13 protein-coding genes are annotated in these 13390 nt (G+C 57.1%); 6 read left to right on the top strand and 7 right to left on the bottom strand.

Annotated elements, in window-relative coordinates:
- Positions 1-213: 213 nt before the first annotated feature.
- Both gap and pyk read left to right on the top strand, forming a co-directional pair.
- Positions 214-1218: a type I glyceraldehyde-3-phosphate dehydrogenase gene (gene gap / locus MPRO_RS13690; protein WP_067293521.1), complete on the top strand. Its 1005-nt coding sequence runs from the start codon at positions 214-216 to the stop codon at positions 1216-1218.
- A 15-nt stretch (positions 1219-1233) separates the two neighbouring features.
- Positions 1234-2682, top strand: a complete 1449-nt coding sequence (gene pyk / locus MPRO_RS13695; protein ID WP_067293524.1) for a pyruvate kinase — start codon at positions 1234-1236, stop codon at positions 2680-2682.
- Positions 2683-2949: 267 nt separating this feature from the next.
- Here pyk and choX read toward each other — a convergent pair whose 3' ends face one another.
- Both choX and betC read right to left on the bottom strand, forming a co-directional pair.
- Positions 2950-3912, bottom strand: coding sequence for a choline ABC transporter substrate-binding protein (choX, locus tag MPRO_RS13700; protein WP_245635095.1), 963 nt, complete (start codon positions 3910-3912; stop codon positions 2950-2952).
- Between the two features lie 122 nt (positions 3913-4034).
- On the bottom strand, positions 4035-5555 hold the full coding sequence (betC, locus tag MPRO_RS13705; RefSeq protein ID WP_067293526.1) for a choline-sulfatase: 1521 nt from the start codon (positions 5553-5555) through the stop codon (positions 4035-4037).
- A gap of 143 nt (positions 5556-5698) precedes the next feature.
- On the opposite strand from betC, the gene MPRO_RS13710 reads away from it, so the two are divergent.
- Positions 5699-6604, top strand: a complete 906-nt coding sequence (locus MPRO_RS13710) for a choline sulfate utilization transcriptional regulator (protein WP_067293529.1) — start codon at positions 5699-5701, stop codon at positions 6602-6604.
- A 45-nt stretch (positions 6605-6649) separates the two neighbouring features.
- Here the strand turns inward: MPRO_RS13710 and MPRO_RS13715 are convergent, their stop codons facing one another.
- Complete coding sequence (locus MPRO_RS13715; RefSeq protein WP_067293532.1) at positions 6650-7630, bottom strand: aldo/keto reductase; 981 nt, start codon at positions 7628-7630, stop codon at positions 6650-6652.
- A 149-nt stretch (positions 7631-7779) separates the two neighbouring features.
- Here MPRO_RS13715 and MPRO_RS13720 point away from each other — a divergent pair, with 149 nt between their 5' ends.
- From MPRO_RS13720 to MPRO_RS13730, 3 genes are all read left to right on the top strand, one after another.
- Complete coding sequence (locus tag MPRO_RS13720) at positions 7780-8691, top strand: LysR family transcriptional regulator (RefSeq protein WP_067293535.1); 912 nt, start codon at positions 7780-7782, stop codon at positions 8689-8691.
- 105 nt (positions 8692-8796) lie between these two features.
- Positions 8797-9261 (top strand): NUDIX hydrolase, encoded by a 465-nt coding sequence (locus tag MPRO_RS13725; protein WP_067293537.1) that lies wholly within the window; start codon positions 8797-8799, stop codon positions 9259-9261.
- 172 nt (positions 9262-9433) lie between these two features.
- The gene (locus MPRO_RS13730; RefSeq protein ID WP_067293541.1) at positions 9434-9835 is read left to right on the top strand and encodes a DoxX family protein; all 402 of its coding nucleotides are present in this window, start codon (positions 9434-9436) and stop codon (positions 9833-9835) included.
- Positions 9836-9904: 69 nt separating this feature from the next.
- Here the strand turns inward: MPRO_RS13730 and MPRO_RS13735 are convergent, their stop codons facing one another.
- The 4 genes from MPRO_RS13735 to MPRO_RS13750 all read right to left on the bottom strand — a co-directional run bounded on the left by MPRO_RS13735 (position 9905) and on the right by MPRO_RS13750 (position 13380).
- Complete coding sequence (locus MPRO_RS13735; RefSeq protein ID WP_369406733.1) at positions 9905-10411, bottom strand: DUF2780 domain-containing protein; 507 nt, start codon at positions 10409-10411, stop codon at positions 9905-9907.
- Positions 10371-10706, bottom strand: coding sequence for a YegP family protein (locus tag MPRO_RS13740; RefSeq protein WP_067293546.1), 336 nt, complete (start codon positions 10704-10706; stop codon positions 10371-10373). The genes MPRO_RS13735 and MPRO_RS13740 overlap by 41 nt, the downstream gene beginning before the upstream one ends.
- 184 nt (positions 10707-10890) lie before the next feature.
- On the bottom strand, positions 10891-11502 hold the full coding sequence (locus MPRO_RS13745; protein ID WP_067293681.1) for a 3'-5' exonuclease: 612 nt from the start codon (positions 11500-11502) through the stop codon (positions 10891-10893).
- 363 nt (positions 11503-11865) lie between these two features.
- Positions 11866-13380 (bottom strand): IS1182 family transposase, encoded by a 1515-nt coding sequence (locus tag MPRO_RS13750; protein WP_067293549.1) that lies wholly within the window; start codon positions 13378-13380, stop codon positions 11866-11868.
- Between the last annotated feature and the right edge of the window lie 10 nt (positions 13381-13390).

The following is a 13390-nucleotide window of genomic DNA, read 5'->3' on the forward strand; positions in this document are numbered from 1 at the left end:
AACTCCTGAATGTGGGTTTTCGTGTGCTCTGAATTTTACGTATATAAGACAAACTGAGACACCTGACCTACAGTTTGTACCCATATATAAGCTATGGTCACGTTTATTTTGGTAAGTTTACCAATTTTTTATTTTTATGTTTGATTTTTTTCCACCAAAAGCGTAAGTTTTACAAAATTAAAACAGCATATCGATGCAGCAGAGGGTTGGAACATGACTATACGGGTCGCTATTAATGGTTTTGGTCGCATTGGTCGCAATGTTCTGCGGGCACTTTACGAAAACAATTACCGTGATCGCATCCAGGTTGTTGCCATCAACGACCTCGGCGATGCAGCGATCAATGCTCACCTGTTCCAGTACGACAGCGTGCATGGCCGCTTCAACGGCAGTGTTAGCCACGATAACGAGTCCATGACCGTCAACAACGACCGCATCAGCATCAGCTCCCTGCGCAATCCGGCCGAGCTGCCCTGGGCGTCGCTCAACATCGATGTGGTGTACGAGTGCACCGGCCTGTTCACCAGCCGTGAAAAAGCGTCCGCTCACCTGAGCGCCGGCGCACGCAAGGTCATTATTTCCGCTCCCGGCACCGGCGTGGACGCCACCGTGGTCTACGGTGTTAACGATAGCACCCTGCGTCAGAGTGACGAGATTATTTCCAACGCCTCCTGCACCACCAACTGCCTGGCCCCCGTAGCCCAGGTGCTGCAGCGGGAAATCGGCATCGAAAGCGGCCTGATGACCACGATCCACGCCTACACCAACGATCAGAACCTGTCGGATGTGTACCACACCGACCTGTACCGTGCCCGCTCTGCCACCCAGTCCATGATCCCGACCAAGACCGGCGCCGCGGCGGCGGTAGGCCTGGTGCTGCCGGAACTGGCGGGTAAATTCGACGGCATGGCGGTGCGTGTACCGACCATTAACGTGTCCCTGGTGGATCTGGCGTTTATCGCCGAACGCAGCACCACGGTCGATGAGGTCAACGCCCTGCTGCAGGCTGCGGCGGAAAAATCTCCGGTACTGGGCTTCAACACCCTGCCGCTGGTATCCGTCGACTTTAACCATTGCGCCCTGTCGTCTACCTTCGACGCCACCCAGACCAAAGTCTCCGGCCGCCTCGTCAAGGTCATGGCCTGGTATGACAACGAGTGGGGCTTCTCCAACCGCATGCTAGACAACACTCTTGCCCTGGTTAACGCCCCGGCCTAAGGAGCAGTAATAACAATGTTACGCCGAACTAAGATCGTCGCTACGCTTGGCCCTGCCACCAGCAGCCCGGAAATGCTTGAAAAGCTGATTGCCGCAGGTACCGATGTGGTGCGCCTGAACTTCTCCCACGGGGAAGCGGCGGATCACCAGGCCCGCGCCAGCCTGGTACGGGAAATCAGCCGCAAACAGGGGCGCTTCGTCGCCATTCTGGGTGACCTGCAGGGGCCGAAGATTCGCATTTCGCGTTTCAGGGATCACAAGGTCAGCCTGACCAAGGGCCAGGCCTTTGCACTGGATTCCACCCTGGACAAGGATGCCGGCGACGAGACCCAGGTCGGCATCGACTTTGAGGCCCTGATTCGCGACGCCCGCATCGGCGATGTGCTGCTGCTGGATGATGGCCGCGTGGAGCTCAAGGTTACCGGCGTATCCGATACCCGCATCGATTCCGAAGTGCTGGTGGGCGGCGTGCTGTCGAACAACAAGGGCATCAACCGCCTGGGCGGCGGCCTGTCCGCCAAGGCCCTGACGGACAAGGACCGCGAAGACATCAAGACCGCCGCCGCCATCGGCGTCGACTATGTTGCCGTGTCCTTCCCGCGGGATGCCTCGGACATGGACGAAGCCCGTGCCCTGCTGCGTGCCGCAGGCTCCAAGGCCGGCCTGATCGCCAAGATCGAGCGTGCTGAAACCGTTGCCGACGACACCATACTGGATGGCATCATTCGCGCATCCGAAGCCGTCATGGTTGCCCGAGGCGATCTGGCGGTGGAAATCGGCGATGCGGAGCTGGTTGCCGTACAGAAGCACATCATTGCCCGCGCCCGCTCCCTCAACAAGGTGGTGATCACCGCGACCCAGATGATGGAGTCGATGATCAACAGCCCGATGCCGACCCGCGCCGAAGTGTCCGACGTGGCCAACGCGGTCATGGACTACACCGATGCGGTCATGCTGTCGGCCGAAACCGCCGCCGGCGACTACCCGGTGGAAACCGTCGAAGCCATGGCGCGCGTGTGCATGGGGGCCGAACGCCACCCCATCACGCACCGCTCCAAGCACCGTATCCACGAAAACTTTGAAGCCATAGACGAAACCATCGCACTGTCGGCCATCTACGCGGCCAACCACCTGCGTGGCGTCAAGGCGATCATCTGCATGACCGAAACAGGCCTCACCCCCCTGCTGATGTCACGCATTCGCTCGCCGCTGCCGATCTATGCGCTTTCACGCCAGGAAGACACCCAGCACCGTGTATCGCTTTACCGCGGCGTGCAGACCATTCCGTTCTACAGCGAAGAGATGGAGCCGAGCGAGATCAATCAGCGCGCAATCAATGAACTGATCGAATGCGGCGCGGTTGTGGACGGAGACCTGGTGGTGGTCACCAAGGGTGATTACATGAACGCCCAGGGCGGCACCAACACCATGAAAGTCGTCAAGGTGGGACAGGCTATCGCCTAGCAGGTTGTTGCAAGACAACCGGTGAAGTAACACAGGAGGCCCGGCCTGGCCGAGCCTCCTGCACCACACTCCTTGGAGTGGCCCCCGTTATCGTCTGTTGGCTCACAGGCTCATATTGGTTGCAGATATGATTTATCGATAACGGTCTTGGCAGGCACCGGACGGATTCCCTCGGTTGCCTGCTTTTTTATGCCTGTGTGTTTGCTTTGCGTTTCAGTTATCTTTCCTGCTGTAAATATATGTTTTTATAATCTATTTTATCCGGCCTCAAAGGCTTAGATGGTTTTGTACCGCCGCCAGTCCCGGCTGCCCGTCACGGGTGCTAACGTTTTCCAGCCAGCCTGCCAGCACCTCAGGATTTGCCTTGAGCCACTCGCTCGCAGCCAGATCCGCCTTCTTGCCGTCTTCCAGAATGGCGCCCATGATGGCGCTTTCCATGTCCAGGTTGAATTCCAAATTGCTCAGCAGTGTGCCGACGTTGGGGCATTCAGCACTGTAGCCCTTGCGTGTAACCGTATGGATACTGGCACCGCCATAGTTGGGACCAAAGTATTCATCGCCCCCTGCCAGGTAACGCATGTCGACGCGCAGATTCATTGGGTGCGGCGCCCAGCCCAGAAAAACAATGGATTCATTCTTGCGCACCGCCCGGCTTACCTGGCTCAGCATGGCCTGCTCGCCGGACTCGATCAGCTTCCAGCCCTCAAGGCCAAAGTCGCCCTTGTCGATCATGCCCTGCAGCAGACTATTGGCCGGCGCACCCGGGTCTATGCCATAAATGCGCTGGCGAAAGTCTTGGCCGCGGCTGCCAAGATCCGCAAAAGTGGTGATACCGCTGTCATACACATAGGTTGGCACTGCGAGGGTGAATTTCGCGCCCTCCAGATTACTGCGCACCAGGTCAAGTTCAGGTCCGTACTTGTCGATAAAACCCTGCTGTGCCGGCATCCAGTTGCCCAGAAACACATCGATCTCGCCCTTTTTCAGGCTTTCAAAGCCGATGGGGACCGCCAGCAGGTCCACTGAATGTTTGTACCCCAGCCCTGTGAGTACAGTGCCAGCCAGTGCATTGGTGACGCTGATATCGGTCCAGCCGGGGTCGGTCAGGCGCACCTGCTCGCACTGAGGCGCCTCGGCGGCTGCTGCATTCTGTGCCGCTGCGGCCAGCCCCAGCGCCATGGCGCTGACTAAAACGCCACGCTTGAACGTCATTTTACGTTTTGCATTCATTGTTATTGTCCTGAGTCTGTATATGACCAAAATAAAGCCTGGAAACCAGACCGCCGTGTATCGGCCTGGCTTCCGTCAGCTCTTCAATCCTGTTCTTCAGTTCAGCCCCTCACTCCAACTCTTCAATCGAGATGGGGGAAACGCGAGCGGCGCTCCAGGTCGTCCAGATCTATTGTGTTGCGCATGTACTGGACACTGGCATCGACGAAGGGCTGGTGATCCCAGGAGGTGACCTTGCCCTTGCTCAGGGCATCGGCCACCAGGCGACGGCGGCGCTGGCTCCAGAGCACATCCTGATGCAGCGCATCCATATCCCAGCGCTCACTGACTTCCTGCATCAGCGCGGCTACCAGGTCCGCCTGGGCTGGGTTCTGCGCCAGATTGTTCAGTTCCTGCGGATCAGCCTTGAGGTCATACAGCTGGGCGGGATCTGTCGGGCAATAGATGAACTTGTAGTTGTCTCGCCTAATCATCAGCACAGGCGCTATGGTGCCCTCGGCCATATACTCACCGATTACTTCATCATGCCCCTTGCCGCCCTGCAGATGGGGTACCAGGCTGCGGCCTTCGATCGGGGTGGCGTAGGCGCTGAACTCGCCGTTGCTGGCCATATCGACAAAGGTGGGCAGCAGATCGAGGGTCGAGACGCTGGCACTGATGCGTGCCGCATTAAAATGGGCCGGCGCATGCACAATCATCGGCACCCGAGCCGAGTTTTCGAACCAGCTCATCTTGTACCAGAGGCCGCGCTCGCCCAGCATGTCACCATGATCACCGGAGAACACGATAATGGTGTTTTCATCCAGTCCGGTTTCCTTCAGTGTTTTTAGCAAGGTGCCGATCTGATCGTCTACATAACTGATGGCACCGTAATAGGCGCGGCGTGCGTTGCGGATCTGCTGCTCGGTGATGTCGGTCTTGTCCATTTCGTAAACGAAACGCAGGCGTGCCGAATGCGGATCCTGATCCTCGGGCGCTATGTTGACGGTCGGAAGATCTATATCGTCATTGTCGTAGCGGTCCCAGTACTCCTGCGGAATCGCATAGGGGTCGTGGGGGTGGGTCATGGAGACCGTCAGACAGAACGGACGATCATCGCTGTTGCGGGCATGGTCATAGAGGTAGCGGCGGGCATTGAAAACGACTTCGTCGTCATAATCCAGCTGATTGGTACGCACGCAGGGGCCAGCCTGGGTTACCGACGACATGTTGTGATACCAGGTCGGACGGGTTTCAAATTGATCCCAGTTCACCGCCCAGCCAAAGTCCGCCGGATAGATATCGCTGGTCAGACGCTCTTCAAAACCGTGCAGCTGATCCGGGCCGCAGAAATGCATCTTGCCCGACAGCGCAGTGCGGTAGCCCAGATGGCGCAGATAGTGGGCAAAAGTCGGCACGTCGGCCGGCAGTTCCGCTGCATTGTCGTAGGCACCAATCTTGGATGGCAGGCGACCGGACATCAGTACGAAACGCGAGGGCGCACAGAGCGGGCTGTTGCAATAGGCTGAATCGAACACCACGCCCTGCTCGGCCAGGGCACTGAGGTTGGGTGTCTTCACCAATGGATGACCGTATACCGGCAACGCCGATGCGGCCAGCTGATCGGCCATAATGAACAGAATATTGGGTTTGGTTTTACTCATGGCAGCTAGGTACTCCTCTAACCCTTGTTTAATACTCAGGCCCCGCACAGAGAGGCCGCGATATAAGTGTCAGGGAAGATACTGCGCGCCCGCAGCATTGCTGTAAACTGGGTAAAAACTAATGCCAGAGATTAGTAGTGCTAATGTCAAAGCCGGATTTTCTGCCACCCACTGCCAGTCTGCAGGCCTTCGAAGCCGCCGCCAGGCTGCACAACTTTACTGCGGCGGCACGGGAGCTCAACAGCACCCAGTCAGCCATCAGTCAGCATATCAGCCGGCTCGAAGAGGATCTGGGCGTGCCGCTGTTCCAGCGCCTGCACCGGGGCGTGCGTCTGACCGCTGGCGGCGAGCTGCTGTTTGATGCCGTGAGTGAAAGCCTCACGCGTCTGCGCCTAGGCATTGCCGCGGTGCAGCAGAAACAGGCGAAGGAAATCATCAATGTCGCCACGGACTTTGCCCTGGCGGCCTTCTGGCTGGTACCGCGCCTGGCAGACTTTAGAGCCCTCCATCCCGACACCGAAGTCAGGGTTATCACCGCGCAGCATCAGATCACGCCGGATCAGGCCGATATTGATATCGCCATCAACTTTGGCGATGGCAGTGAAGCACCCGGGCGCAGCGTGAAATTATTCGATGAGCGGGTGGTGCCCGTTTGCAGCCCGGCACTGCGGGAGCGCTGGGTTGATGGCAGCAAGCAGGCTTTAACCCAGATGCCCCTGTTGCAGCTGGAAGCGGATCATAATGCACGCTGGTTTAACTGGTCGCGACTGTTTGTGGCGCTTGATATTCGTGAAACGCCACGCGAGCCTGATCTGGTGTTCAACAACTACACCCTGTTGCTGCAGGCCGCTATCGCGGGCCAGGGTGTCGCTATTGGCTGGCGCCCGCTGGTGGACTCGATGCTCGACAGCGGCCTGCTGCTATCGCTGCTGGAAGAACCGGTCAGCTCGGACTACGGCTACTACCTGATACTGCCCCGGGCACGAAAACTGTCAGCTATTGTGCAGCATTTCGCCGACTGGCTACAGACTCAAGCCAGTCCTGCCTAAGAGCTGACACCAGCAGAACAGGGACCAAACGCGCTGAGACTTTTATCAGATACTGCCGCGTACCTGTGCTCTGACTTCGCTCTGGTAAAATGCAAACAGTTCCTCATGCAGCTCTCGCGGCAGTGCAGCCAAAGTACTGGTTGCCACATTCGCCGCTACCTGCTCTGGCTTGCTGACACCTGCGATCACCGTTGATACCGCTGGCTGATCCAGTATCCAGCGCAGCGCCAACTGTGCCAGCGTTATGTTTTGCGGCACATAGGTCTGCAATTTGGCGACCAGCGCCACGGCGGTTTCAAAAGGCAATCCGGAGAAGGTTTCGCCCACATTGAATGCCTGGCCATCGCGATTGAAATTACGGTGATCCTGTTCGGCAAAACGGTGATCGAGCCCGAATTTCCCGGACAGCAAGCCGCTGGCCAGAGGCAGGCGCACGATCACACCCACATCGGCTTTTTGAGCCGCTGGCAGCAATTCGGTGATGGCATCCTGGCGAAACAGGTTAAAGATAATCTGCAGGCTGGCAAGATTGGGTTGGGCCAGGCAGTGCAGCCCCTCTTCCAGGGTTTCTACACTGGCGCCGTAATGCTGAATCAGGCCTTCGCTGCACAGGTCATCCAGCCAGCCAAATATTTCGCCATCGCGCAGCACTTCAAAGGGCACACAATGCAACTGCGCCAGTGTCAGAGTCTCCACGCCCAGGCGCCGTGCTGAAGCCTGCAGGCTGGCGCGAACACCGGCCTTGGTGTAGCCCGACGGATAAAGGGCCGCATCGCGCCCAAGCTTGGTAATTACCCTGACCGGATGGCCCGTTCTGGCCCGCCAGTCGCCGATGCGCTGCTCACTCTCTCCGGCGCCATAGACATCAGCGGTATCCCACAGGCTAACGCCCTGCTCCCAGGCGGCATCCAGAATCTGCGTCGCCTGTGCTTCGGGTACAGGCCCAAAGTCCCCACCCAGCTGCCAGCATCCCAGGCCTATTTCGCTTACCGCCAGTCCTGTCTTGCCCAATATACGTGTATTCATGTGCCCCGGTGCCCCTTTTAAGGTTTCTGCAATAGACGCCTACTGTAGGACCTAGCATATTGTTAATAAATAGCCTCCAAATGAACTCACTGTTTTAAATAGAGATACAATAAAGCCCATTACATCAGAGTTAATCAGGAGCCACTCCGATGCAGGCCGGCATTACTGAATTTGTAGCCGTGGCACAGGCGGGTAGTTTCACCGCTGCCGCCCAGGCCCTGGATACATCCAAATCACGCCTGTCCCAGGCCGTCAGTCGGCTTGAGAAGGAGCTGGGCGTTACGCTTTTGCAGCGCACGACCAGGCGCATCAGCCTGACCGAAGTCGGTGACGCCTTTTATCAGCAATGCCGCCAGGGACTGGATCTGCTGCGCCTGGCGGTGGATGACGCTCAGACACAACAACAGCAAATGAGCGGTACCATCCGCATCAACTCCGTGGGCGGCATTCTCGGTGAACAATGGCTTAGCCCTATATTGCTGCGCTTTATGGCGCTCTATCCGCAGATTAGGGTCGATCTGGATTTCAGCAGCCAGCGGGTTGATTTGATCAGCGATCAATTCGATCTGGTGGTGCGCATGGGTGAACTGCCGGACTCCAGCCTTATTGCCCGCCCGTTGCAACAACTTGAGTCCATCGTTTGTGCCAGCCCTGACTTTATTGCTCGCCATGGCATGGTGCAGCACCCCGACGAACTGTCGCAGTTACCTGCAGCTCTGGGTTCACTAACTCGCTATCGCTTTAACCGTGTTAGCGCCGCAGATACTCAGACCCAGAGCCCCGACAGTACGGAGTGGCATGCAAGCAGCCGCCTGCGCTGTCGCAATGGTCATGTTATGAAGCTGGCGGCGCTGCAAGGTACGGCCTTTACCATCCTGCCGCGCATCTATCTGCAGGCCGATATTAAACGCGGTACTCTGGTGCAGCTACTGCCCGACTGGGCATTGAAACCTGCGATTCTGTCACTGGTATATCCGCAGCATCGCTATCGTCTGCGCCGGGTGGAATTGCTGGTGGACTTTCTGACCGAGGAGCTGCGAAACCCCATTCGGTTGTCATAGCTCCGGGGGTATTAATCGCAGTAATGCAGGCCCGCATCGATACACGACCGGCAGAGTCCGGCTGCTATACTGCTGTCCCCACAGCGCCAGAGCCTAAGATTTCTTATGACGACTGATGCCACTCCACCCCAGGGCATTTCTGAACTGCATCCAGGGCCCATTCCTGCCGCCAGCGCCGTGTTACTGCAGAACGGCTGTGCCCTGCTGGTACAGCGTGGCCAGGCCCCCAATGCGGGCTGCTGGAGTTTCCCCGGTGGCAAGATTCAGGCTGGCGAAAGCGTGCAGCAGGCGGCGTTGCGCGAACTTGAGGAGGAAACCGGTGTACAGGCAAGCGCAGACAGCATCCTCACGGTACTCGATGTTATGGGCCGCAGTGGCGTTAATCTGGACTATCACTATCTGCTGGTGGTGATTTACTGTCACTGGCGCGCAGGCGCCCCCCGCGCTGCGGACGATGCCGCCGATGCCCGCTGGATTCCTATTGAGCAGCTGCGCCGCGGTGACTACCTGCTGACCGACAGCGTGCTGCCGGTGCTGGATCTGGCGCTATCACAAGGCCACGCCACCTAAAGACATAACCCAACGCAAGGCGCCGACCAGATCTGAAATCAGCGAGCGGTTGCAGCTGTTCGTTCGGTTCTTGCTCTTCGAGACTGTTATCTATACTTAGCGCTGTAACAGCTTGAGCCTGCACCCGTTAAAACCAAAGGCAAGCAACAGGATATCCCTGAAGGAGAATCCCATGTCTGGTATAGAGTCAATCAACACTCGTGTATCACCCTGGCTGCTCAGTCTGCTGCGCATTGTGTCTGCCTTTCTGTTCATGCAGCACGGCGGGCAGAAACTGCTGGCTTTCCCGGCGCCGCCCAATAACCCTATTGAACTTATGTCCCTGATGGGCCTGGCCGGCGCCCTGGAGCTCTTTGGGGGCGCACTCTTGCTAGTGGGCCTGTTCAGTCGCCCGGTCGCATTCCTGCTCAGCGGCATGATGGCGGTAGCCTACTTTATGGCCCATGCTCCGCAGGGTTTTTGGCCTATGCTCAACGGCGGCGAACTGGCAGCGTTTTACAGCTTCACCTTTCTGTATCTGGCCTTTGCAGGCCCAGGGCCACTGAGCCTGGATCGATTGTTTGGCGGGCGCTGAAACGAAAACGACTCAGTCCGCTATCAGGCTGAGCCGTTTGTGTCCTGAGTTCTGGGCTACGCCTGTGAGCTACTGTCCGAGGGCTTTTTTCACCAGCGCCGCTACGCCCTCGCCACCCTGGCTCTGGATGTAATTGAGCAACACGCTGGAGAACTGGCTGATCATGTCGGCATTCAGCCCCAGCTTGGAGAAGCCCGCCGCCAGCCCCGCAAGATCGCCAAGCTTGCCGCCACCAAAACTCGATACCAGGCCGCCGAGGACGCCCATCAAACCACCACCGCCAGAATCGGGCGCGGCCTCCAGCAGACCTGAGGCATTGGGAATAATTGCCGACAGTTGGGAGAAATCGCCAGCCGACAGCTTGTCCTGCAATAACTTAAGCAACAGGCCACTGCCACCTTCGGCCTGACCTTCAGTGACACCCGCCGCGCTGACGAGTTGTTGAATCAATTCACTCATTGTTCTATCCCCTTGCCCTGATTTCGCCGCCCGGCTGCTGCCGGACTCGCCATAACATCTATTCGTATCTGCCGATTCAGTCGGCATCGACCTCTTCGACAGGCATGGCGGGGGCATGGGCCTTCAGAAACGCCATGGCTTCACTGCGCAGCGCCACCGATGCGAACAGACTGCTGGTCGCCACCACCTGACCATTGGTGGCTTTCAGGTTAAAAAAGAATTTTCCGTTCTTGGACTCTGCCAGATCATAGCGGCCTTCGGCCTGGCTATTTTTGCGGACCGACTCGATGCCGTTCATACAGCTTTTCTTAACGGCATAGTTTTCACTGCGCACGACAGAAGACCCGTCCGCACCCAGGAAGGAGAAGGTATAAGGCTCTTTCGCCTGACTTTTCTTTACAAGGATTTTCACTGTTTGACACTCCTGTTATCAAGGGAACGGCGTCTTCCTGACCGGAACAGCAGTCGCCGGAAACTTGCCCGACAGGCGCGGACATACTGAGTATGTCCACATCTATTACGCAAGTGCAGCAAAAGTATAGCCACAGAGTGGAAAAGCGATAGTCAGCAGGGAGAAAAACGACGGTAAATACAGGCTAAAGCGCAGCAATGAATCCTGGAACGGTTTTTTTCGGCATTTTGCTGATCTTGTACAGCAGCTCAAACGGAATTTCACCCAGCCGACAGCGGCCCGACAGCTCGGACAGCATCGCCAGCCAGAGCTTTGCGGTCATCTCGGAATCGTAGAGGGCGCGGTGAAAAACGCCTTCGACCGGAATATTGGCATAACGCACCAGGGTACCCAGTTTGTAGTCCGGTGCTGCCTGAAACAGCCTGCGGGCCAGCAACATGGAGCAGGCAAACTGCCCTGGATAACGCCGGCCGATACGGCCAAATTCAGCATCCAGAAAGCGTTTGTCGAAGGAGGCGTTGTGTGCGACCAGATTAAAATCGCCGATAAAATCGGCGAAACGCGCCATAACCTCAGCGTTACCGGCGGCGCTAGCCAGCATTTCGTTACTGATACCGGTATAGCTTTCAATAAAACCACTGACGCGCTGGCCAGGATTCATCAGCTCCTGAAAACGCCCCGTAACCTGGCCATTTTCCAGTCGCACGGCACCAATTTCTATGGCCCGGTCGCCACCGTCGGGCGAAAGCCCCGTGGTCTCGAAATCCAGTATCACCACAGTGTCAGCATTGAACATCAGTACTCGCCTACCCGCTTTCAGCATTGAACATCAGCACCTGGCTATCAGCTTCTTAAGCCCAGGCCGGCGGCATTATAACGTCACCCAAGACCTGCGTCGCCCAGACTGGGTATGTCCGTGTCATTGTGTTTCTTCTTATCAGTAGCCCATGAGCAAACTCAGGTGGCTCGCAGTAGGTTGAGTATTGTCGGACAGCCTCCTAGGAGGCTGTCCGAGAATGCCCTACCAGCCACCACTGCGACCAATAAATGACCACTTGGCTATCCGAAGGCGAGCTGCGGTCAACTAAAAGGCATCCAAGAACATCGCTATCCGCTTTTTTATGCCTCAGTTACTTGTTTTCAGCCCCAATCCAGCCCTTCAGACCGGATTGGGGACTAAGTTTCCACGTTTCGGGCGCACCAATCCTGTCGCCATCGCTTTGACCATTTTTTTGAGGTTATGGGTCGCGCACATCAGGGCAAATTCTCCCGCCGCCTTCACAAGGCCTCGGACGCTAAAGCCCTTAAAGCCAAGGTTCTTGATCTGACCGAATACCGGTTCCACGATGGTTTTGCGCTTTTTATAGATCTCTTTGCCCTCGCTCGAAGCCATTTTTTCATTCATCTGCTGTCGCAAAGGCTCTTTGTCATCGGTGCTGATCGTGCGCCCTTTACCTTGGCGGGATTGGCAGCAGCGCCCCTGGAAGGCACAGGCCGTACAGTCGGCGGCCGCGGCTTGATAGAACTTTCGGCCATCGCGGCTATGCTGCTTCAGAACCAGCACGGCGCCACCGGGACAGCTGAAGTGATCGGTTTCCGGATGATAGTCAAAATCGGCCTTGACGAGTTTCCGCGCCGAGGTATCCAGCGGTGTAGGGCATGGCTTTTCGCCTCTGTCGGTGGCGATATAGGCGTCGATCTGCGCATTCTCCAGCGCCTCCAGGTTCGACCCCGACATATAGCCATTGTCGACACTCATCTTGTCTGGCAGTTGACCGCCGGTGGCGGCACTGAGGGCCTCCAGGGCCGGGGCGACTTCCTGGATGTCATTGGCGTTCTGGCTCAGGTGCTGTCCCAGAATGATTTGGTTGTCACTGTCAACGCTGACCTGGCCATTGTAGCTGTATTGAAAGTGCCCCTTTTTGCCCATGATGCGGGCATCGGTGTCGGCAAAGCTGATTTGCTTCTTGCCGTCGATCGCCTGGCCCGGATTAAGGGCTTCTTCGCGCTGTTCCAGGGCCTTTTTTGCCGCCCGGATCTTCTGCTGACGTTGCTGTTTGTGCTTCAGGTCATCCGCTATCTCGTAGCCGGTTTGTTGCTGATAGGCCCGATTTTCCGCGTCGTCGCAGCGCTCAGCCTGGCGAACGAGATCCGCTATCTGGGTCGTCAATACCGCATCTTGCTCCCTCAGGTGCTGATAGCTCATCGCCTTGTGCCTGGAGGTATTGGCCTTGAATTTTGAGCCGTCGAGGCTGATATGCCCGAATGAGGCCAGCTTCAACGCCAGAGCCAGCTGGACGCTTTGGCGAAAGCAGTCGTGGAAAAACACCGCGTGCTTCTTGCGAAAATCGCTGAGCACGCGAAAGTCGGGGCACTGCATCTGCGCGATATACATGAAGGCCAGATCCTGCCGACAGTGCCGCTGAATATCACGTGAGCTAAACACGCCATGGCTGTACGCATAGATCAGGATGGCGACGAGGACGCGAGGATGAAAGGCTCTTTGTCCGAGGTGACTGTACTGCGGCTCGATTGTACTCGTGTCGAGCAGCTTGAAAATGTCCTCATAGAGAAAGCAGTCATGATCCTCAGCCAACAAATCAAAGATGTTGCTGGGGAACAGAAGATGCTGGTTCACTTCAACCGGACTGTCCTTAAACGGAGGCGACTGCATAGCGATACTC

It is taken from the genome of Marinobacterium profundum (assembly GCF_001528745.1).
GTDB lineage: Bacteria > Pseudomonadota > Gammaproteobacteria > Pseudomonadales > Balneatricaceae > Marinobacterium_A > Marinobacterium_A profundum.